Raw genomic sequence first — 20,543 nt, 5'->3', positions numbered from 1 at the left:
TCCCTTGTGACTGAAACAAGGGAGAGATGCCATGTCGCTGACCCGCGATTTCACGCCCTACGATTCGCGCCGGACCGCGTCCGGCCACGTCTCGTCCGGCGCGCCCGTGCGCCGATCCTTCCCCAAATCCTGGGGTGCCGAACATGTCGGCGAAAACAGCGTTCTGTTCCGCCTCTGGGCTCCGGACATCGAGCGCCTGCGCCTCCGCATCGCCGGCCGCAACCGCGAAATGCTGCCGGCCGGGCAGGGCTGGTTCACGCTGACCGTCGAAGGCGTCGAGCCCGGCACGCCCTACCAGTTCGTCATGCCCGACGGTAAGGCCTTCGCGGATCCCGCATCGCGAGCGCAGGACGGTGGCGATGATGGCCACTCGATGATCGTCGATCCGGCCTTCTACCGCTGGAACATGCCGGCCTGGAAGGGGCATGCCTGGGAAGAGGCTGTGATTTACGAGATGCATATCGGCACCTTCACGTCCGAGGGCACGTTTCGCGCCGCAGCGTCGCGTCTCGCCGACCTTGCCGATCTCGGCTTCACTGTCATTCAGCTGATGCCGGTCAGCGAATTTCCGGGCGATCGCGGCTGGGGCTATGACAGCGCGCTCCCCTATGCCCCGCACCACGCCTACGGTTCGCCTGATGACATGAAGGCTTTCGTCGATGCCGCCCACCGGGTCGGCCTGTCGGTCATGCTGGATGTCGTCTACAACCACTTCGGCCCGGCTGGAAACCTGATCGTCTCGAACATCCCGTCTTTCTTCGATCCGCAGTTTATCACGCCGTGGGGTCCGTCGATCAACTTTGCCCAACCAGCCGTGCGTGCTTTCTTCATCGAAAACGCGCTCTACTGGCTGGAAGAGTTCAATCTCGACGGCCTTCGCATCGATGCGGTGGACGAAATCCTGGATGAAACGTCAGAGAAGCACATTCTCGTCGAACTTGCAGAGCGCGTTCATTCCGAAACGACGGGTCGGCGGCGCCATCTCGTGATGGAGGACCATCGCGCCATCCTGCGCAACCCGGAACGTGGCGGTACGCCGGATGCGTTTGCGGCCGGATGGAACAACGACGCCTACCACGCCGCACATGTGATCGCGACAGGCGAGGCCGTGGGCCATGCCGGACCTTTTGCCGCGCAGCCGGTCGCCAAGCTCGCCGCTTGCCTCGCGCATGGCGGCATGCCGTCGCGGGACGATGACGAGCAAGACGCGAGGTCAGACGCGGACGCGGGCGGATCTTCGCCGCTCACTTCGTATATCCACTTCCTGCAGAACCATGATCATGTGGGCAATCGCGCCCATGGCGAACGATTGATCTCCCTGTCGGAGCCGGGGCTTCTCGACGTCATGACTTCAATGCTGCTTCTGTCGCCGCAGGTGCCGATGATGTTCATGGGCGAGGAATATGGGGAAGTGCAGCCGTTCGCGTTCTTTGCCGATTACGAGGGCGACATCGCCATGACCACCTGGGCCAACCGGTTGATCGAGGCGGAAAAATTCGGCGGCCTGCCGGAAGGCGTCACAGAACCTTGGCAGTTGGACAATCCGAATGCGCCGGAAGCGTTCGAGAAATCGAAACTGCGCTGGGAGCGTCGCGACACGGCGGAGGGCTCTGCCGCCTACGGGAAGATCCGGGATCTGATCGGAAAGCGGCGCGAGCACGTGGTTCCGGGGCTTTCCGGCATGCCTCACAGCGTCGGTCGCGTTCTTGCCTCCGCGCCGGAGACGATCGCAATCGACTGGCAGCTGTCGGATCGTCTCGTGCAACTGCGTGCCAATCTGAACGCGTCTGAGGTCGAAGCACCTGGCATTTCCGGGTTTGTGATCCACCGGGTGCCGGAAACCGTCGTTGCCGATGGAACTGGGCCGCTCGTCATGCCGGCAACGTCGCTGCTTGCCGCGATTTCGCGGCACTGAATATTCGAATATTCATCGGAAAGGTGACGGCCGCATCACCAAGTCCTTGGCCAGTGTTCCAAAAGCCGCTAGAACTCATGGCGTTGCTTTCAAAGCCAAGGGACGGGGCTAAGAATGGATCACCAGCGCGGCGGCTCTGCTGCCTGCCAACCTTCCCGCGCAACGGTCGTGCGGGATGGCTAGGTTTGCGCGGCTCTTCCCGACGGCACCGATCGGGGCTTATCTGATCGCGCTCGTCGTGGGCGTGGCTTTACCGCTGCTTGTCTTCGGCGCCTTTCTCATGCTGCAGCTGGAAGAGCACGAACGGGACATGCTCTCCTCGAATACGGCAGAAGACGCCCAGATGATCGCTCGTGCGGTCGACCGCGAGCTGCAGGACATGGCAACGACGCTGCGCCTGCTGGTCAGTTCTCCCGAGCTGGAGTCCGGTGACCTTCGCGCCTTCCACGAGCGGACCCGGTCGAGCCTGCGTTCCACCAAGCTTTTCGTGATCGTCGCAGACCGGGACGGACAGCTTCGGCTGAATACCCGCGTCCCCTTCGATACGCCGCTCGGCAAGACCGCCAACATGCCAGCGCTCGAATCCATGCTGCGCAGCGGCTTGACGGAAGCCTCCAGCATGTTTCGCGGCACGACCAGCGGAAAGTGGGTCTTCAACGTCGCGATGCCGCTGTCTGAGAAGACAAACGCCTCGGGCGCTGCGATGATCATCACGCAGAATGCCGAGGATCTGCAAAAGCTACCTCCGTCGATGGCCTGCCGGATGGCTGGTCTGCCGCGGTCCTCGATGGCAGCGGTCAGGTCGTCACCTCGGTCGGTGCCGCAAAGATGGCGGAGGGCGCCAGGTTTCCCAGCGAAACTCTTCGGCTGATGACCGGTTTTCGCGGCACGATCGAAGATGTCGATGGTGCGGGCAAACAGATGTACGGCTATGCGCAGATTACCGGCTGGGCCTGGAAGACCGTCGTCTGGGGGCCGATCGCGTCCGCGCAGGAAAACATTATCTCCACCTGGCGGCAGCTCGTTGCGGGCGGCATCGTCTTTCTCGCCATAGCCATGGTCGTCGCCTACCTCGTCGCCTGGCAGCTGCGGATCCCGATTAGGCAGATCGCCGACATGGCCGAACGGATCGGCAAGGGCGAAATCGTCTCGCCGGTGGAGACCAAGATCACCGAGGCGAACCAGATCGCCGTCGCGCTTTCGAACGCCTCGTTCGACCGGAGCCAGGCGGAAGACCGTATCCATCTCATCCTGCACGAGCTGGTTCACCGGACAAAGAACATCCTCACGCTCGTCCAGGCGATGATGCGCCAGCTGGCACGCAAGGATACGCCGATGGACGAGTTCCAGAGGGCAATCAGCACCCGCCTCCAGGGGCTGGGGAAATCGATCGAGGCTCTCGCCGAAGAGCAATGGGGCGGTGTTCCGATGCATCGGGTCGTCGAGATCCACATGAGCACGTTTGCGGAAGCGGCGGACCGCGTCCAGATCCAGGGCGAGGATTTTGTGCTGAAGGCGGGTGCAGTTCAGAATCTCGGCTTGGTGCTGCATGAACTCGCCACCAATTCCGTCAAATACGGCGCATTGTCTGTACCCCATGGTACGGTACGGATCTCATGGAGCGATATCGCCGAGGAGACGGTCTCGGATGGAGACGGCGAGAGCCGTGGTGTGAACCTGCTTCTGGTCTGGGAAGAAAGCGGCGGCCCGACGGTAAAGCCGCCCACCCGCACCGGGTTCGGCACGACCATCATCAAGCGCCACGCGACCGCTGCATTCAGCGGCACTGTCGATATTGATTTCCGGCCCGGCGGCCTGGTCTGGCGGATGACGGTACCGCGTGCCAACCTGGAGCGCCCGGACGCTTCGGAAGGCTTGCGCGACGTTCCTCTTTAAGTTCTCTGGGTGTTTCAATGCCTGGGAACGAAGCGATATCCATCTCAGTTTAGCGGTTATGGATACGTTAGTCAGCACCATTGAAATTGACGTCGAGTCTCTCAAGACGATCGGCCTCACCTATGTCAACGATACCGAACCCGGCATTCGGCGGGAACGACGCGGCAAGGGGTTCAGTTATCGGTTGCCGGATGGTGGCTTGCTGGTTGAGGATGACCACCATACCCGCATCTCCGCACTCGGCCTGCCCCCAGCCTACGAAAACGTCTGGATCTGCCTTGATGCCAGCGGCCATCTCCAGGCAACCGGCTATGACAGCCGCGGCCGCAAGCAGTATCGCTATCACACGGACTGGCAGAATTTCCGCAGCGAGCGCAAGTTCGACCAGCTTGCCCAGTTTGGCGAGGCCTTGCCGCGCATCAGGTCCAGAGCTGCCCGCGATCTGTCGCATGGTCTCGACAAGTCCGAGGCGGTGATCGCCGCACTTGTGGCGCTGATGGACATGACGCATCTGAGGGTCGGCAACCGCGCCTATGCCAAGGAAAACCGCACCTACGGCGCAACGACGCTTCTGAAGCGGCACATGGTTTTGTCCGGCGACGGTATCCTTTTGAAATTCACCGCCAAGGGTGGCAAGCGGGTGCAGCACACGCTGAAACATCCGCGTCTGCAACGTATCCTGGAAGACGTCGCCGACCTCCCGGGACGCCAGCTGTTTTCGTTTCCCGATGAACACGGTACGCCGCGACCGATCGATTCTGGCCGGCTTAACGCGTATCTTGCCAAGGCCGCCGGTTTTCCGGTCACGGCAAAGACGTTCCGCACCTGGGGCGGAAGCCTCGCAGCCTTCATGTCAGCCTGGAATACAATGGCTGAGGACGGCCACCGTCCCAAGATCAAGGCATTGTGCAACGCAGCTTCTGAAGCGCTGCACAACACGCCAGCCGTCTGCCGCACCAGCTATATCCATCCGCAGATCCTGAGCCTTGCCGAGGATGTCTCGCCGCTCGAAAAGATCATGAACGCGAAGACCCTGCCGACGGACGGCCGCCGTGGTCTGCGCATGAACGAGCGCCGGCTTCTGGCATTCCTGAAGCAGGAACAGACCTGACCGGACCGGTTCTCGCTCCATCAGCCAGCGTATGATCTCGTGGCACGCAGACAAGAGAAAGCCCGCACCGACCATGGCGGAGCGGGCTTTCGTTACCAGTCATTCTGCAATCAAGCGGCCTGTCTGTTGTGACGGCCCTCGTTGACTTCCTCGACGATCTTGTCGACGAACTGCTGCAGGTCGTCGGGTGACCGCGATGTGATGATGCCGTTATCGCAGACCACGGCTTCGTCCTGCCAGGACGCGCCTGCATTGCGAACGTCGGTCCGGATCGACGGGTAGGATGTCGCCTTGCGGCCACGCAGGGCATCCGCCTCGATCAGCAGCCATGGACCATGGCAGATGGCAGCAACAGGCTTGCCGCTCGCCACAAAATCTCGCACGACGCTGATCGCCGTTTCATCCTTGCGCAGCACATCGGGATTGATCTGTCCGCCGGGCAGAACCAGCGCATCGAAATCGCTTGCCTTGACGTCCTTCGCTTCAAGGTCGACCGCGACAGAGTCACCCCAGTCGGTCTCGTCCCAGCTTCTGATCTCTCCAGACTTGATCGAAGCGATCTTCACGTCAGCACCACGTTTGCGCAGTTCATCGAGCGGAAACCGGAGCTCCGAGCGCTCATAGCCGTCGGTTGCAAGAATCAGGATGGAAGCGGACTTCATGTCAGCCATGTTTCACTCCTTTTTATTGTCATGGACTGTTGTCGTGGGCCGGCCCGGTTAAAGGCGGCCAGTCGAGAGATCCCTGCCATTGATAGACGCGGGGACACTGATCTCCTCTCGCGCTGTTCTGGGAAGCGGCAGTACGACGGCATCGGGCACAAGGACCCTAAGCTCTTGCGGGCTTTTGGCCGCAAGATGCTTTGGATGGCCGAAGCTGCGATGCGAAAGGAACCGGTTCTTCAGCATTGTCAGAACGTGATGCATGATGGATCTCCCGTCGTGAACACAAGGTTTTTCGCCCGGTCACTGGATGTCCAACCCGACCGGTGTCATTTCGTTCCAGATCTTACACGATGTAATAGTACGTTACTGAACGACTCGAACGCGCCAAGCTCACAGGAAGTCTCGCCGATAAAAGGTTGGCGTCAGCGAAGAGGCCAGCCACAGTCATGTGTCGCTGGTGTCAGTCAATGGGATGACCGGTCGATCGCTAGATCGGAACGACCATCATGTAACAGGCCGCGATGACCATCACGAAACCTGCAGCCTCGATCCATTCCTTGACCATGATTGCCTCCCGCCACACTCCTAAAGCCTATCAACTGCGATACGGAATCATGGTTCCACGAAATGGCCACAAATGCGGCGAAACGGCCTTATTCATAAAATTTGATTAACTCTTGTCGGCTTCTGCCCTTGCACGTGCAGCTTCCAGCACCGAGCGCACTTCGCGGGCCATGGCGTTTTCGATCGCGAAGGCACCATCGGGGGAGAAACCGGGATCTTCCTCGTTGTCCTTGAACGTGGCGTCGTCACGCAGCCGCTGCACGAAACGGGTGGTCGTCAGCTCGCCGCCAATCATTGCAGCGATCAGATCGATCATCAGTTCGCGATGCGCGTTCAGCCGGCCTTCGAGCTCTTCCGGGGGCATGGTCGTCATGGTCTTCTCCCTGTTGTTATGGGTACCATTAGAGAGATAGGGGAGGCGGCCCATCCGGAAACGCGTGCCGCCCTCAAAATTTCGCGGGCAACTTGCGAAACCTCCTAAATTGCAGGGCCTCTGGAACGAATTGCAGCCTCGCACCTTCTATAGGCGAAAGTTTCAATTGGTATGACCAGCGGGGAAATATGGATACGAAATCGAGCCACTTTGTCGTTCACCCGGGTTCCTGGCTTCAGCTGGGTGCAAATTACGACGGCGATGGCGTCAACTTCGCGATTTTCTCGGCGCATGCCGAGCGCGTCGAACTTTGCCTGTACGACCCGAGCGGCAAGGTGGAAATCGCCCGCCTCGAGCTGCCGGAATACACCCACGAGATCTGGCACGGCTATATCCCCGGCCTGAAGCCCGGCGCTCTTTACGGCTACCGCGTGCATGGCCCCTATGACCCGGAAAACGGCCATCGCTTCAACCCCAACAAGCTGCTGATCGACCCCTATGCACGCGAACTGTTCGGCGACGTTGAGTGGAACGAGGCACACTTTGCCTATGACCTCCTTGCCGAAGACAAGGACCTGACCTTCGACGAACGCGACAGCGGTCCCTACACGCCGAAGGGCGTTGTCATCGACCCGAATTTCGACTGGCACGACAACAACCGTCCGAAGATCAGCTGGCCACAGACAGTCCTCTATGAAACGCACGTGAAGGGCTTTACCCAGCTCAACCCCGGCGTTCCGATCGACTTGCGCGGCACGTACGAAGGCATGGGCCACAAGGCGACCGTCGACTACATCAAGAACCTCGGCATCACCTCGGTGGAGTTGCTGCCGGTCCACTCCTTCCCGGACGACCAGCACCTGCTCGATCGTGGCCTGAAGAATTTCTGGGGCTACAACACCCTCAACTTCTTCTCGCCGGCCTCGCGCTACTTCGGGCCGAAGGGCATCCAGGGTTTCCGCGAGATGGTGCGGAACTTCCACGATGCCGGCGTCGAGGTCATTCTCGACGTGGTCTACAACCACACCGCCGAAGGCAACGAGCTTGGACCGACCCTGTCGTTCAAGGGCATCGACAACTTCTCCTACTACCGCACCATGCCCGACCAGCATCGTTACTACATCAACGACACCGGCACCGGTAATACGGTCAACACCTCGCATCCGCGCGTTCTGCAGATGGTCACCGACTCGCTGCGCTACTGGGCTGAAGCCATGCACATCGACGGCTTCCGCTTCGATCTTGGCACCATTCTCGGTCGCGAGCCGGAAGGCTTCAACGAGCGCGGTGGCTTCTTCGATGCGATCACTCAGGATCCGGTCCTTTCCAAGGTCAAGCTGATCGGCGAGCCTTGGGATATCGGTCCGGGTGGCTACCAGGTCGGCGGCTTTCCGCCTGGCTGGGCCGAATGGAACGACAAGTACCGCGATACGGTGCGCGAATACTGGAAGGGCGACAACGTCTCGACGGACTTTGCGGCGCGCCTTCTCGGTTCCGGCGATCTTTACGATCAGCGCGGTCGTCGTCCCTGGGCATCGGTCAACTTCATCACCGCCCATGACGGCTTCACCTTGAACGACATGGTTTCGTACAACGAGAAGCACAACGACGAGAACGGCGAGGACAATAACGACGGCCATAACGACAACCGTAGCTACAATTACGGTGAGGAAGGCCCGACGGAAGACGAGGGCATCAACGCGGTGCGTGAGCGCCAGAAGCGCAACTTCCTCGCCACGCTCATGTTCTCGCACGGCACGCCGATGCTTCTGGCCGGTGACGAGTTCGGTCGCAGCCAGCTCGGCAACAACAACGGCTACTGCCAGGACAGCGAGATCTCCTGGGTTGCCTGGGAAAACCTGCCGGAAAGCAATGAGCAGCTGCGCGAGTTTACCCGCCAGATCATCAAGCTCCGGCACGAGCAGCCGTTGCTGCGCCGCGAGAACTGGCGCGATGGCATGGACATCAAGTGGTTCAACGCCGGCGGTGGTTTCCAGACCTCCGAACAGTGGGACGAAGGCTCGACGATCGGTCTCTACATTGGCCGTGGCGACCTGAAGGAAGAAGAAGGCATCTGGCACGACGTGCTGCTGCTGTTCAACCCGTTCGAAGGCAACGTGCCGTTCCAGATCCCGCAGTTCGGCGAAGGTGGCTGGGTGCTGGAGATGACCACGTCGGATTATTCCAAGAAGGGTCTCGTGATCACCAAGGAACGGGACTTCGAACTCGAAGGCCGCAGCCTGGCACTGTTCCGCCGTCCGTGATGGCAGCCTGAATACTCTGATCTCCAAGCCCCGCCGGTCTCCGGCGGGGTTTTTCGTTTGGGTGGTATGCCCCAAAGGCAGAACTCACCAGCCTTCAGCCGAACTCATTCGATGACAGCTTTTCCTCATGCTATGTCTCTGTTCACACCACGATGCAGGGAAGGGAAGCACAGCATGTCGGCAGAAAAGGTAGCGATCGTCATAGCGGGCGGAAGCGGTATGGGAGCGGCGTCTGCGAAGAAGCTCGCGGCCGATGGGTTCAAGGTGGCGATCCTGTCCTCTTCAGGTAAGGGCGAGGCCTTGGCGCAGGAACTCGGGGGGCTCGGCATCACCGGCTCCAACCAGTCCAACGACGATCTCAAGCGGCTCGTTGATGCGACTATGGAGGCATGGGGACGGATCGACGTGCTGGTCAACAGCGCCGGCCATGGACCACGTGCGCAGATCGTCGAAATCACCGACGACCAGTGGCATACCGGCCTCGATGTCTATCTGCTCAATGTCATCCGTCCGGTGCGGCTGGTGGCGCCGATCATGCAGGCTCAGAAATCAGGCTCTATCGTCAATATCTCGACTGCCTGGGCCTTCGAGCCCTCTGCAATGTTCCCGACATCGGCCGTGTTTCGCGCCGGGCTCGCCGCTTATACGAAAATCTTTGCAGATACCTATGCGGCCGACAATGTGCGCATCAACAACGTTTTGCCCGGATGGATCGACAGCCTGCCGGCAACCGATGACCGGCGCGACAGCGTGCCGATGAAGCGCTACGGCACAAGCGAGGAAATCGCCGCAACCGTGGCATTCCTGGCATCCGAAGGTGCCGGGTACATCACCGGGCAGAACCTGAAAGTGGACGGTGGTTTGACGCGGTCGGTCTAAGACCTGCGGTTCTCGTTAGCCGAACGCTGTGTGCGCCGTGTTCGTCAAGGAATCAAACGACGCAGGTGCCGATCACGGCACCTGCCGGATCAGTAGCTCGCTCGTCGATCCGCGGAGGAGTTGCCGGCCTTGCGCACCAGGTTGGTGTAGACGGTGGCGTATTGCTGGGCGCTGCGCTCCCATGAGAATTTCGCCTTCATCGCCTGGTTCTGCAGCCGGGCCCACATTTTTGGTTCCTGGTAGGCGTGCATGGCCCGGCGCAGCGCGAGACGCAGTCCGTCGGTCGTCACAGGGTGGAACTGGAAGCCGGTCGCAACCCGTGCCGACATCGCCGCATCATTCGCATCGATGATGGTTTCCGACAGCCCGCCGGTGCGCGAGACGACGGGCACGGTGCCGTAGCGAAGCGCGTAAAGCTGCGTCAGGCCGCAGGGCTCGAACCGCGATGGCTGCACGATCGCGTCCGAACCGGCATGGATGAGATGCGCGGTCGGTTCGTCGTAGCCGATGTGGACGGCCATCTTGCCGGGATAGCGCGCAGCCGTATCCAGCAGCGCCTGTTCGATATCCTTGTCGCCCTGGCCGAACACGATGATACGGCCGCCATTGTGGATGACCTCGTCCGCCGTATCGGCGAACATGTCGAAACCCTTCTGCCAGGTGAGGCGGCTGACGGCGGAAAAGATCGGTCCGTTGCCTTCAGGGTCGAGCCCGAACTTTTCCATCAATACGGTCTTGTTGTCGCGCTTGCGCTTTAGCGAGGAGACATCGTAATTGCGCGGAATATGCGGATCCGTTGCCGGGTCCCAGATGTCGAGGTCTGTGCCGTTGACGATGCCGCGCAACACGGTCACGCGCTCGTTCAGGACACCGTCAAGGCCCATGCCGAAACGCGGCGTGAGGATCTCCCGGGCATAGGTGGGGCTGACCGTGGTGATGGCATCGGCCGTCAGCAATCCGCCCTTCAGGTAGCTGATGCCACCGAAATATTCGATCCCGTTGATTGAAAACAGCGAGCTGGGAAGGCCGATCGCGGGAAGGATGTCTGCGGAATACTGGCCTTGGAACGCGATGTTGTGGATGGTGATCACGCTCGGAATCGCGCAGCCCATTTCGCGCATGTAGACCGACGTCATCGCCGATTGCCAGTCATGGGTATGAACGACATCGGGTACGAAACCCGGCAGAAGCCCACCGGCGATTTCCGCCGCAGCCTTCGACAGAGCTGCGAAGCGCCGCCAGTTGTCGTGATGGTCGTTGCCATGCTCGTCCACATAAGGTCCGCCAAGCCGGTCATAGAGTTCCGGCGCGTCGAGCACGAACAGGTTCAGGCCTTCGATTTTCACATGCAGCAGCGACGCGCGGGTACCGAGCAGGTCGTCGAACAGAGCAAGCGGCGTCACGCCGGAGCTTACCTGGGCCATCACTTTCGGATAACCCGGAATGAGCGTTATGGTATCGATCCCGAGGGCAGCAAGCGCCTTCGGCAGCGATCCTGTCACATCGGCCAATCCGCCGGTCTTGACCAGCGGGAAGATTTCCGAGGTGACCGACAATACTTTCATCGCGAAATTTTCCCCACTGCGTCCCCCAAGGCTCCGCTGCGTGCTACGCCCGGGAACGGCGTCCGACGAGTGCGAACGGTCAGTACTCTGACTGGCAACCGGGTCATCAACTGATGCTATTTCGATGGGGCCATCCAAGGGGCCGTACGCGTCCATCATGCCAACTCCCACCCTTGTCCATGCCATTTCACATCAGTGCCGGAGGGGAGACCTGTGTCAGCGACCGCCGAAATGGGAAAACCAGTCAGAGAAATACACGAATACGCAAAAGCCATTGCCGTCTTTCAGATGTAATGATTACCCCGCGGCAGAGACTGCCGCGGCCCGTCATGTCCGCTCTTGTCTGCGTGACCCGGCTGGCGTCAAAGGCCAGCCCGGCCTATCGGGACCGCTTCTTGGCAGGCTGTTTGCCCGCGGGAACCGGGGCCGGAGAAACCGGCACGGACTTCTTTTCGCTTGAGGCCTCGGAGGCGAGCGCTTTTTTCGATTTTTCGGACCCCGCCGCCGCTGACTTGGCAGGCTTAGCTGCTTTGGCGGTGGAATCCTTGGCATTTGCGGTGGGCAGTTTCGGCGCGGATGCTGCAGGCTGTTCGTGGGCGGCCGGTGCCGACGCAGTCGGCTTCAACGTCGCAAACTCCAGTTTTGCGCGCTCCCAGTGCTCCGTATCTTTGCCTGAAGGATACCCCTCTTCCTCCCAGAGCGCATACGCGCGGTGCTTGATCCAGTCTTGTTCGGAATCAGCCATCTTTGTCTCCATTCACCCAAAAGCCGAAACGACCTTGTTGGGAATAAGTTCCATGGATTTCACGACAGAAATTCGATTGATTCAAATCGTGTTGGCACAAACAACCGACCGGACGGAACTATTCGAGGAGTTACGCGTTCGAGACCGCCGGGAGGAGACGCTGCAATGCAAAACTACTGCGATATTGTTCCAGACGCAACGGGCTGGGTCTATGTAATTGACGGGGTACATTCAACTTCGTACTTCCATACAGTGGAACTTGCCGTGGAGGCGGCGAAGGTCCAACTGCTGCGGCGTGGACGATTCCATGCCGGAGTTTTCCGCAGGCTTGGTGTGGATGGAAAGATGGCTCCGATCGAAATGCTGCCGAAATCCGGCATTCCGAAAGCCGCTTACCATAGTTGATTGACACCATTTTCTAGCTGCCACGTCATTCATACGTCTTCGCAATCCTGTGGGACTGCGGAGCGTTTTGTTTTGGCGATAGTCCGGGCGCCGATGTCGCAGACCGCAAATCAATCCAAAAAAGTCCGGCATGTGCCGGACTTTTTCTTTTTTCTGGCGTCACGTTCGCGAAGAAACGCCCGATCTGGTGACCGGGCGTCTGTCGCTGCGCGATCAGGCTGCCTTCTTGGCAGCGGCGTTGACGGTGGACTGTGCCAGTGCAGACAGCGCTTCGTCGGTCTTGCTTTCTTCGGCAAGCGTCTCGTCGAGAAGCTTTGCCACGTCCTTCAGGCCGAGTTCGGTCGCCCATGTGCGCAGCGTGCCGTAACGGCTGATCTCATAGTGTTCGACTGCCTGTGCAGCGGCCAGAAGGCCGGCGTCGAGAGCCGATGTGCCCTTGAATTCTTCGAGGATTTCCTCGCCTTCGGACAGGATGCCTTCGATCGCGTCGCAGGTCTTGCCCTGGGCGCGCTTGCCGATCAGTTCGAAAACCTGCTTCAGGCGTTCGATCTGGCCTTCGGTCTCTTCCTTATGGGTCTCGAAAGCGGCCTTCAGCTTCGGATCCTGGGCACCGCGGGCCATTTTCGGCAGCGCTTTCACGATCTGGCGCTCGGCGTAGTAGATGTCCTTCAGCGTTTCGTAGAACAGGTCTTCGAGGGTTTTGTCTTTAGCCATGGTGGATCTCCTTGAGAGTCGAATTCGCACCCAATGAACCAAAGCAGAAGCTGAAAGTTCCTCACATATTTGTGAAAAAGGTCGAGATGGGGCGACAGCTTGCGGTTGATCCGCAGATCAGATGTTCGCGCATGCGCCGGCGGGCGCTCATCTCGAGGTCAGGCGGTCAGCTGCCTTTACCGTCGAGCTTTTCGGACAATTCCTTCTGAAGCTGCAGGGCAAGACCGAGCAGGCGATCGGGCACGTCTTCCTTCTCGATCTCCGCCAACAGAACGGAAACCTTGCGGTTGACGCTGCGTCCGAAACTCGCGTCTTTTTCTTCCACCGGCTTGCTCTGCTTCTTCATTCCGACCTCTGACGTCACCGCCACCGAAAACACCCTCTGCCGGACGCTTTCGCCCGCATTCCCTGAGCCCTTTAGAAACCTCTTATACCAATAAGATTAATTTCGGATATCCCGAAAAAGTCACAGCGAAGAATGAAAAAGGGCGACCTCCTATTCGGAGGCCGCCCACTTTGTTCCAATGGTCCGGGTCGGTATCAGTTCTTCGGCGGCTCCGGGGTGCCGGCCGGAATGGACGTTATTGTTGCGGCGACCGGATCGCTCGCCGGAAACGTATCTTCCAGGCCCTCGTCGAGCTGCTGTTCGAGGTCAGCGTCGGTGCCCTTTTCGCGCGCCGACTGCTCAGCCTTCCTGGCCTTCCACTCGTCGCTCTGTGCGCTGTTCTGGTCGTTGTCGTTGGTTTTGTCGGTAAAGCTCATGACATTCCCTCCTTGGCGTTGCCGATGATGCTGAAAAAACGGCTTGCTGCTTCAGTTTGTTCCGGCAGGCCGGCCAGAGCCCCATATTTTCAAGGTGATCTGCCGGCAATCTCCGGGTGGGGTTGAGAGGGCGGAACCAAAATGAAGGGGCACGCGTTTGCAGAAGTCAATCCGGCCGTCGAGACTTGGGAGAGGTAGGCAACGGTGTCTGAATCACAGTTGAATGGCGATCCTGCGCGGGCAGATATCGTGAAGCTTATACCGGCGCTTCGTGCCTTCGCGCGTACGTTCTGCCGCAATACGACGGACGCCGACGATCTCGTGCAGGAAACACTGATGAAGGCGCTGGCCAACCTCGACAAGTTCGAGCGCGGCACGCGGCTGAAGTCCTGGCTCTTCACCATCATGCGCAACACGTTCTATACCCGATCCAAGATTTTAGGCCGCGAGGCTCCAGGGCTCGAAGAAAACGTGTCGGGCGATACGCCGATAGCTGCTTCGCAGGAAATGGCAATCAGGGCGAAGGAAGTTCGCGACGCTCTCGTAAAGCTGCCTCCCCATTACCGCGAGGTACTGACACTGGTTGCCATTCTCGGTGAGAGCTACGAGGCAACAGCTGAAATCTGCGGCTGCGCTGTTGGAACGGTAAAGAGCCGTCTTAATCGCGCACGGCACCAGATCCTTCAGGAACTGGGGGAGGAAGCAAGATAACCCCGCTCGTCATCCAAACGCGGCTGCCCGAAGAGGCAGCCATCAATGCTCAGGAGCGCAAGGACATGAAGTTCGTACTGATCGCGACCGCGATCATGATAGCCACGGTCGCTCCTGTCTTCGCATTTATCTAGCCAGAAACGTCAAGGCGCCAAAGCGCCTATGCCGGATCCTCGTCGAGTTCGGGATAGTGGCGAAAGATGCCGTTCTCGTTGAAAGCGATGCGGCGGTCCGATTTGAGATAGGCAGCGACCCTCGGCCTTTTCCCAACGGCGTCGCGAAGTCTCGCCACATTCGGATAGCGGCTGTCCAGCGATGCCATCGCTCGCGGGAAAGCGTAGGTCAACCCTTCGGCGATCTGGAAGAGCGACAGGTCCACATAGGTGATGGCGCCGCCGACAGCCCAGCCTTCGCCGGTCGGGTTTGATCCGATCACGCCGTCGAAATAACCGAGAAACTTTGGCACCCGCTGCGCAAGAAACGCCTTTGTGCGCGCCTTGGCCTCCGGCTTCTGATCCTCGTAATAGTCCCCGGTGCTGATCGGATGGTGGGTGTCGTGAACCTCGGCCACGAAGTCGGTGATCGTCAGCTGCAGACCCTGCGCAAACACACGCAACCGTTCGTCATCGGGAGCAAGCCCGAGCTTCGGGCCGAGATAGTGCAGGATGTTGGCGACATGCGAGACGACGATCTCGCCGTCTTTCAGAAACGGCGGAGCGAATGGCAGGTCGGGATAGGCTTGGCTACCCTTCAGGTAATTCATCATCTTTTCGGACCCGTCCGTGGTTCTCGCCACGTCGAGATAGTCCGCACCGGCGTCTTCCAGCGCCAGTCTGACGAATTCGCCGCGACCCTGCAGGCCGTCCCAGTAGTAGAGTTCATATGCCATGGCTGTGCTTGCAATCCCTGTTTGAGTGGGTCGCCGTCGATCGCTGCGGCGTTCTCTTTCCGAACGAGCAGAGCGCCCGTTTGTTCTCGCACTTCTGCACGGCTGGCATTCCGTATCGTATCTTGAACATCTCCGGAGAGCGCTAGATTACCACGCGACACCGGCTGAATGTCCGGCTTGCCACCTATAATGCCCGTCTTCAGTTCGGAACGGAAACCACCATGGCTCTCAAGATCACCGCCATCATCTTCACCCTGCTCGGGCTCGCTCTCGCCATCGGCGGCGGACAGCTCGTCATGCTGGGGGGTAGCGTTTATTATCTCATCTGCGGCCTTGCCTTCGTGCTGACCGCCATTCTGCTTTTCCTTCGGAAACGCGCGGCACTGCATGTCTATGCCGGTATTGTCATCGTTTCGCTCGTCTGGGCGCTTTGGGAAGTCGGTTTCGACTGGTGGCAGCTCGGCCCGCGCGGCGGTCTCATCATCGTCCTCGGCTTCTGGCTGCTGACACCGTGGATCCGCAAGCCGCTCGGCTTTCTCAGCCCATCCGGCATGCAATACAGCGCCAGTGCCGTACCGCTGGCCATCGCCTCGGTCATTGCCGTGGTCGTCGCCGTCGCCTCGATGTTCTTCGATCCCTACGACCAGAGCGGCGAGCTGCCGGACCAGTCGGTCGCAGCCGCCCCGAAGCTCGGCGGTGATGTGCCGGATGGCGAATGGCACCAGTATGGCCGCACCCCCTATGGCCAGCGCTATTCGCCGCTCGACCAGGTCAATGTGGACAACGTTGCCAACCTCACGGAAGTCTGGCGCTACCAGACCGGTGACGTGAAGCGACCGGACGACGTGGGCGAGACCACCTATCAGGTCACGCCGCTCAAGGTCGGCAGCTCGCTTTATCTCTGCACGCCGCACAATCTCGCCATCGCGCTCGATGCGACGACCGGCAAGGAGAAGTGGCGCTACGACCCGAATTCGGGCATGAACCCGGACCGCCAGCACCAGACCTGCCGCGGCGTCAGTTATTACAAGGACCAGGCGGCCGCTGCCGGTTCCGCATGCGCCGAGCGCGTCTATCTTCCGACATCCGATGCCCGTTTGATCGCGCTTGATGCGGCCAACGGTCAGGTCTGCCCGGCCTTTGCGCAGAACGGCACGCTGCGTCTGGAAACCGGCATGCAGCACAATCCGGCCGGCTACTACTATTCCACATCGCCGCCTGCGATCGTCGGCAACAAGATCATCATCGGCGGCGCCGTCAACGACAACTACTCGACGCAGGAACAGTCCGGCGTCATCCGCGCCTTCGACGTCAACACCGGCGCACTGATCTGGAACTGGGATTCCGGCAATCCGAGCCAGACCCAGCCGATTGCCGAGGGCCAGACCTACACGACCAATTCGCCCAACAGCTGGTCGGTGTTCTCGGTCGATGAGGAACTCGGCCTCGTCTACATTCCGCTCGGCAACCAGGTGCCCGACCAGCTCGGCATGAACCGTTCGGAAAGCGTCGAGAAATACTCGTCCTCGATCGTTGCGCTCGACATCAATACCGGTGCCGACCGTTGGGTTCGCCAGACGGTGCATCACGATCTCTGGGACATGGACGTGCCGGCGCAGCCGGTGCTGATCGACCTGTCGCGCCCGGATAATTCCGTGGTGCCGGCGCTGGTTGGCCCCACCAAGCAGGGCGACATCTACGTTCTCGACCGTCGCACCGGCGAGCCGATCTTCCCGATCACCGAAGAGCCTGCTCCGAAGGGTGCCATTCCGGAAGACTTTTCCGCACCGACCCAGCCCACCTCGGCCGTCTCCTTCAAGCCGGAGCCGCTGAAGGAAAGCGACATGTGGGGCGTTTCGATGCTCGACCAGATGGTGTGCCGCATCTGGTACCACCAGTATAACTACGAGGGTCGCTATACCCCGCCGTCGCTCAACGGCTCGATCATCTATCCCGGCAATTTCGGCACGTTCAACTGGGGCTCCGTCGCAGTCGATCCGGAACGCCAGGTGATGTTCGGCATGCCGACCTATCTCGCCTTTACCTCCAAGCTGGTTCCGCGTGCGGATATCCCGGCGAAGGGTCAGGACGAAAAGGGTTCGGAACAGGGCCTCAACCGCAATGACGGCGCACCTTACGGCGTGTTGATGGGTCCGTTCCTCGGTCCGTTGAACATTCCTTGCCAGGCACCGCCATGGGGTTATGTCGCCGGCGTCGATCTTCGCACCGGCAAGACCGCCTACAAGCATCGCAACGGTACTGTCCACGACATGACCCCGCTGCCGCTGCCGTTCAAGGTTGGCGTTCCCGGCATCGGCGGCCCGATGATCACCAAGGGTGGCGTTGCCTTCCTCGGTGCCGCCGTCGACAACTACCTGCGTGCCTATGACCTGAAGAACGGCAAGACGCTGTGGGAAGCCCGGCTTCCGGCCGGCGGTCAGGCGACGCCGATGACCTACGCGGTCGAGGACGGACGCCAGTTCGTCGTCATGGTCGCAGGCGGCCACGGCTCGGTCGGCACCACACCCGNGCCAAAAAAAAAGCCCGGAAGCGTCTGCTTCCGGGCTTTTTGCATTGAAGGCTTTCGAACCCTCAGGTGAGATGGCTGCCGGCTTCGGCGGTGATGCTGTTGCGCACCTCGGTCACGCCTTCAACGCTGCGGACCACTTCCTCGGCGCGGGCGATCTCGCGGGCGTCGGCGACCCGGCCTGCGAGAGCAATGGAGGTTCCGGTGACGGTGACGGTCACTTCGCTTGCATCAATGCCGCCGGCCGAGGCAAGCGCGTCGGCGACCTTGCCTTCCAGCTGGGCGTAAGCCGGGAACTCGACTTCGATCTCCGGAGCGGTTTCGTTAAACTGCGGATGTTTGAATACCATGTGACGTTCTCCCTGATGTCGTCGCGTCCGGCAGGAGATGAGGGCGAAACGACCCTCGCGCGGCACCTGCGGATCATCAGGAGATACAACGCGGCGCACAGCCGTTGGTTCAGCTCGCGCTTCCGAGCATGGTGGCGATCACGTCCGCCAGCTGGTTCTGGGAGAACGGCTTCGGCAATCGCGGCAGTTGCAGGCGGTCGTCCTCGCCGGGCGGCAGTTCGGCATAGCCGGTGGCCAGCACCACCGGCAGGCCGGGCCACTGGCGGTTGATCTCCGACGCGAGTTCGCTTCCGGTCATTCCCGGCATGGAATGGTCCGTGACGACGAGATCGATCGTATCCGTGCGGGCTAGCGCAGCCAGCGCTTCGCGTCCGTTATGGGCTTCGATCACCGTGTGGCCGAGATCCTCCAGCATCAGGGATGTGTTCATCAGCACCAGCGCGTCGTCGTCGACGGCGAGCACCGTCAGCCTCTCCTTTGGTCGCGCCGCAGGGAGATCCGAGGCGGGCTTCTTTTCCTCCGGGCAGTCTTCAAGACGGGCAACGGGCAGAAACAGGGAAACCGTGGTTCCCTTGCCCTCTTCGCTGTCGATCGAAAGCCGGCCGCCCGACTGCTCGGTCAGGCCCTGCACCATGGGCAGGCCGAGACCCGTTCCCTTGCCGACGCCCTTGGTGGTGAAGAACGGTGTGGTAGCGCGGGCAAGCGTTTCCGGATCCATGCCTTCGCCCGTATCGGAAACGCTGATCTTGACGTAGTGACCCGGCTGGAGCCTGTCGTCGCCTTGCGCGAAGTGCACATCAATGGCGGTGATCGTCACGGTTCCGCCTGTTGTCATCGCGTCACGGGCATTGACGACGAGGTTCAGAAGCGCGCTCTCGAGCTGCACAGCGTCGCTTAGAACCGGGGGCAGGCTGTCGGGAATGTCGGTTCTGATTGTGAGGTCAGATCTCAGCGAACGCTCGAAGAAATTCATCATGCCATCGATCAGACCGGCAACGCCGATCGGGGCCATGTGGAGTTCCTGCCGCCTCGAAAAGGCCAGCATGCGCTGTGTCAGCGCTGCACCGCGCTCGGCGCCCTGAATGGCGTTTTGCAGAAGCGGCATTAGCGACGGGTCGTCCGGCAATCTCTTCTTGAGGATTTCAAGGCTTCCCAGGACCGCCATCAGCAGGTTGTTGAAGTCATGGGCGATGCCGCCAGTCAGTTGGCCGATCGCTTCCAGTTTCTGCGCCTGAAACAGATCCTCACGGGCGACGGTCAGCGCCTTCTGCGCCTCGATCTTTTCCGTGATGTCGCGGGTGATCTTGGCGAACCCTTTCAGCTCTCCGGTCTCGTCGCGGATCGCGTCAATGATCACATGCGCCCAGAAACGGGTGCCGTCATTGCGGTGGCGCCAACCCTCGCCCTCGAAGCGGCCGTCCCGCAGAGCCGTTGCAAGATTTTTTGTCGGTTCGCCGGCGGCGCGGTCGTCCACCGTGTAGAAGGTCGAAAAATGCTCGCCGACGATCTCCTCGGCGCGGTAGCCCTTGATGCGTTCGGCACCGTGGTTCCAGTTGCTGACATTGCCCTTGCCATCGAGCATGTAGAGCGCGTAGTCTCTGACCCCTTGCACCAGGACTTCGAACTGCCGCTCGCTGCGTTTCAGGTCTGCTTCGGCATTCCTGCGCTCGGTGAGATCGCGGGTGACCTTGGCAAAGCCGAGGAGCTGGCCATCGCCGTCGCGGATAGGATCGATGATGACATGCGCCCAGAAACGGCTGCCGTCCTTGCGAACCCTCCAGCCTTCGTTCTCGAACCGGCCTTCCGCCGCAGCAATCCTCAGTGCGCGTTCCGGCAGATGGTCAAGCCGATCTTCTTCCGTATAGAATCTGGAGAAATGCTGGCCGAGGATTTCGGATTCCTCGAACCCCTTGAAGCGCCGGGCGCCCGGATTCCAGCTGGCGATGTGGCCTTTCGGATCCAGCATGTAGATCGCGTAATCCGTGATGGAATCAATCAGAAGCCGATACCGCTCCTCGTTAAACGGGGATACCTGATGGCCTTCCTGCACGGTCTTCAACTTTCCCACCGCCCAAACTCAATATGCGATGTACCCCGAGCTTACGTCTCGAGGCGCCAGTGGGTCCACCATGCCTTGCATTGCAGAAAAATACGAGTGCCTTGACACAATGAGGTTAAAGATGAATAGTGACGAAAAATGAAATTCGT

The 20,543-nt window shown here is 60.3% G+C and carries 16 protein-coding genes and 2 pseudogenes; 8 read left to right on the top strand and 10 right to left on the bottom strand.

Translation table 11 applies throughout. The features are described from left to right. Positions 1 to 31 precede the first annotated feature (31 nt). The 3 genes and pseudogenes from treZ (at position 32) to IFT66_RS12160 (ending at position 4,922) form a co-directional block, all read left to right on the top strand. Complete coding sequence (gene treZ, locus IFT66_RS12170; RefSeq protein WP_192077735.1) at positions 32 to 1,915, top strand: malto-oligosyltrehalose trehalohydrolase; 1,884 nt, start codon at positions 32 to 34, stop codon at positions 1,913 to 1,915. Between the two features lie 175 nt (positions 1,916 to 2,090). Beyond that, positions 2,091 to 3,811, top strand: a pseudogene (locus IFT66_RS12165) (HWE histidine kinase domain-containing protein). An 85-nt stretch (positions 3,812 to 3,896) separates the two neighbouring features. Next, complete coding sequence (locus IFT66_RS12160) at positions 3,897 to 4,922, top strand: DNA topoisomerase IB (protein ID WP_062461960.1); 1,026 nt, start codon at positions 3,897 to 3,899, stop codon at positions 4,920 to 4,922. Positions 4,923 to 5,032: 110 nt separating this feature from the next. Here the strand turns inward: IFT66_RS12160 and IFT66_RS12155 are convergent, their stop codons facing one another. Further along, a complete protein-coding gene (locus tag IFT66_RS12155) occupies positions 5,033 to 5,593 on the bottom strand; it encodes a type 1 glutamine amidotransferase domain-containing protein (RefSeq protein ID WP_062461469.1) in 561 nt (186 codons plus the stop codon). Positions 5,594 to 6,257: 664 nt separating this feature from the next. Further along, positions 6,258 to 6,524, bottom strand: a complete 267-nt coding sequence (locus IFT66_RS12150) for a hypothetical protein (RefSeq protein ID WP_192077734.1) — start codon at positions 6,522 to 6,524, stop codon at positions 6,258 to 6,260. Positions 6,525 to 6,712: 188 nt separating this feature from the next. Between IFT66_RS12150 and glgX the strand changes: the two genes are divergently transcribed. Both glgX and IFT66_RS12140 read left to right on the top strand, forming a co-directional pair. Beyond that, positions 6,713 to 8,788: a glycogen debranching protein GlgX gene (gene glgX / locus IFT66_RS12145; RefSeq protein ID WP_062461460.1), complete on the top strand. Its 2,076-nt coding sequence runs from the start codon at positions 6,713 to 6,715 to the stop codon at positions 8,786 to 8,788. 174 nt (positions 8,789 to 8,962) lie between these two features. Beyond that, positions 8,963 to 9,667, top strand: a complete 705-nt coding sequence (locus tag IFT66_RS12140; RefSeq protein ID WP_192077733.1) for an SDR family oxidoreductase — start codon at positions 8,963 to 8,965, stop codon at positions 9,665 to 9,667. A gap of 89 nt (positions 9,668 to 9,756) precedes the next feature. On the opposite strand, the gene glgA is transcribed toward IFT66_RS12140, so the two are convergent. Both glgA and IFT66_RS12130 read right to left on the bottom strand, forming a co-directional pair. Beyond that, positions 9,757 to 11,232, bottom strand: a complete 1,476-nt coding sequence (gene glgA, locus IFT66_RS12135; RefSeq protein ID WP_062461454.1) for a glycogen synthase GlgA — start codon at positions 11,230 to 11,232, stop codon at positions 9,757 to 9,759. A gap of 379 nt (positions 11,233 to 11,611) precedes the next feature. Further along, positions 11,612 to 11,977, bottom strand: coding sequence for a DUF2934 domain-containing protein (locus tag IFT66_RS12130; RefSeq protein ID WP_062461451.1), 366 nt, complete (start codon positions 11,975 to 11,977; stop codon positions 11,612 to 11,614). A 165-nt stretch (positions 11,978 to 12,142) separates the two neighbouring features. On the opposite strand from IFT66_RS12130, the gene IFT66_RS12125 reads away from it, so the two are divergent. Further along, positions 12,143 to 12,382: a hypothetical protein gene (locus IFT66_RS12125; RefSeq protein WP_139283771.1), complete on the top strand. Its 240-nt coding sequence runs from the start codon at positions 12,143 to 12,145 to the stop codon at positions 12,380 to 12,382. 213 nt (positions 12,383 to 12,595) lie between these two features. On the opposite strand, the gene IFT66_RS12120 is transcribed toward IFT66_RS12125, so the two are convergent. From IFT66_RS12120 to IFT66_RS12110, 3 genes are all read right to left on the bottom strand, one after another. Further along, complete coding sequence (locus IFT66_RS12120) at positions 12,596 to 13,096, bottom strand: YciE/YciF ferroxidase family protein (protein ID WP_062461448.1); 501 nt, start codon at positions 13,094 to 13,096, stop codon at positions 12,596 to 12,598. A gap of 166 nt (positions 13,097 to 13,262) precedes the next feature. Beyond that, complete coding sequence (locus IFT66_RS12115) at positions 13,263 to 13,442, bottom strand: hypothetical protein (RefSeq protein ID WP_062461446.1); 180 nt, start codon at positions 13,440 to 13,442, stop codon at positions 13,263 to 13,265. A 194-nt stretch (positions 13,443 to 13,636) separates the two neighbouring features. Then, positions 13,637 to 13,858 (bottom strand): hypothetical protein, encoded by a 222-nt coding sequence (locus IFT66_RS12110; RefSeq protein WP_192077993.1) that lies wholly within the window; start codon positions 13,856 to 13,858, stop codon positions 13,637 to 13,639. Positions 13,859 to 14,104: 246 nt separating this feature from the next. Between IFT66_RS12110 and IFT66_RS12105 the strand changes: the two genes are divergently transcribed. After that, a complete protein-coding gene (locus IFT66_RS12105; RefSeq protein ID WP_430251871.1) occupies positions 14,105 to 14,569 on the top strand; it encodes a sigma-70 family RNA polymerase sigma factor in 465 nt (154 codons plus the stop codon). Positions 14,570 to 14,729: 160 nt separating this feature from the next. On the opposite strand, the gene IFT66_RS12100 is transcribed toward IFT66_RS12105, so the two are convergent. Beyond that, positions 14,730 to 15,458: a glutathione S-transferase gene (locus IFT66_RS12100; RefSeq protein WP_192077732.1), complete on the bottom strand. Its 729-nt coding sequence runs from the start codon at positions 15,456 to 15,458 to the stop codon at positions 14,730 to 14,732. A gap of 221 nt (positions 15,459 to 15,679) precedes the next feature. Here IFT66_RS12100 and IFT66_RS12095 point away from each other — a divergent pair. Continuing rightward, positions 15,680 to 17,987: pseudogene (locus IFT66_RS12095) on the top strand (glucose/quinate/shikimate family membrane-bound PQQ-dependent dehydrogenase); the annotation flags it as partial. Between the two features lie 63 nt (positions 17,988 to 18,050). On the opposite strand, the gene IFT66_RS12090 reads toward IFT66_RS12095, so the two are convergent. Both IFT66_RS12090 and IFT66_RS12085 read right to left on the bottom strand, forming a co-directional pair. Next, positions 18,051 to 18,335: a BON domain-containing protein gene (locus tag IFT66_RS12090; RefSeq protein WP_062461431.1), complete on the bottom strand. Its 285-nt coding sequence runs from the start codon at positions 18,333 to 18,335 to the stop codon at positions 18,051 to 18,053. A 109-nt stretch (positions 18,336 to 18,444) separates the two neighbouring features. Further along, positions 18,445 to 20,403 (bottom strand): hybrid sensor histidine kinase/response regulator, encoded by a 1,959-nt coding sequence (locus IFT66_RS12085; protein ID WP_342344766.1) that lies wholly within the window; start codon positions 20,401 to 20,403, stop codon positions 18,445 to 18,447. Positions 20,404 to 20,543: the final 140 nt, after the last annotated feature.

The organism is Rhizobium sp. CFBP 13726 (genome assembly GCF_014841925.1).
Classification (GTDB): Bacteria; Pseudomonadota; Alphaproteobacteria; order Rhizobiales; family Rhizobiaceae; genus Neorhizobium; species Neorhizobium soli.
Note: the sequence above shows the minus strand (reverse complement) of the source record. Positions and strands in the feature narration are given on the sequence as shown.

Excerpts from the sequence above, each read along its gene's own strand:
- treZ (WP_192077735.1), top strand. The coding sequence starts at position 32 with ATGTCGCTGACCCGCGATTTCACGCCCTACGATTCGCGCCGGACCGCG.
- IFT66_RS12155 (WP_062461469.1), bottom strand. The coding sequence starts at position 5,593 with ATGGCTGACATGAAGTCCGCTTCCATCCTGATTCTTGCAACCGACGGC.
- IFT66_RS12150 (WP_192077734.1), bottom strand. The coding sequence starts at position 6,524 with ATGACGACCATGCCCCCGGAAGAGCTCGAAGGCCGGCTGAACGCGCAT.
- glgX (WP_062461460.1), top strand. The coding sequence starts at position 6,713 with ATGGATACGAAATCGAGCCACTTTGTCGTTCACCCGGGTTCCTGGCTT.
- IFT66_RS12140 (WP_192077733.1), top strand. The coding sequence starts at position 8,963 with ATGTCGGCAGAAAAGGTAGCGATCGTCATAGCGGGCGGAAGCGGTATG.
- glgA (WP_062461454.1), bottom strand. The coding sequence starts at position 11,232 with ATGAAAGTATTGTCGGTCACCTCGGAAATCTTCCCGCTGGTCAAGACC.
- IFT66_RS12130 (WP_062461451.1), bottom strand. The coding sequence starts at position 11,977 with ATGGCTGATTCCGAACAAGACTGGATCAAGCACCGCGCGTATGCGCTC.
- IFT66_RS12125 (WP_139283771.1), top strand. The coding sequence starts at position 12,143 with ATGCAAAACTACTGCGATATTGTTCCAGACGCAACGGGCTGGGTCTAT.
- IFT66_RS12120 (WP_062461448.1), bottom strand. The coding sequence starts at position 13,096 with ATGGCTAAAGACAAAACCCTCGAAGACCTGTTCTACGAAACGCTGAAG.
- IFT66_RS12115 (WP_062461446.1), bottom strand. The coding sequence starts at position 13,442 with ATGAAGAAGCAGAGCAAGCCGGTGGAAGAAAAAGACGCGAGTTTCGGA.
- IFT66_RS12110 (WP_192077993.1), bottom strand. The coding sequence starts at position 13,858 with ATGAGCTTTACCGACAAAACCAACGACAACGACCAGAACAGCGCACAG.
- IFT66_RS12100 (WP_192077732.1), bottom strand. The coding sequence starts at position 15,458 with ATGGCATATGAACTCTACTACTGGGACGGCCTGCAGGGTCGCGGCGAA.
- IFT66_RS12090 (WP_062461431.1), bottom strand. The coding sequence starts at position 18,335 with ATGGTATTCAAACATCCGCAGTTTAACGAAACCGCTCCGGAGATCGAA.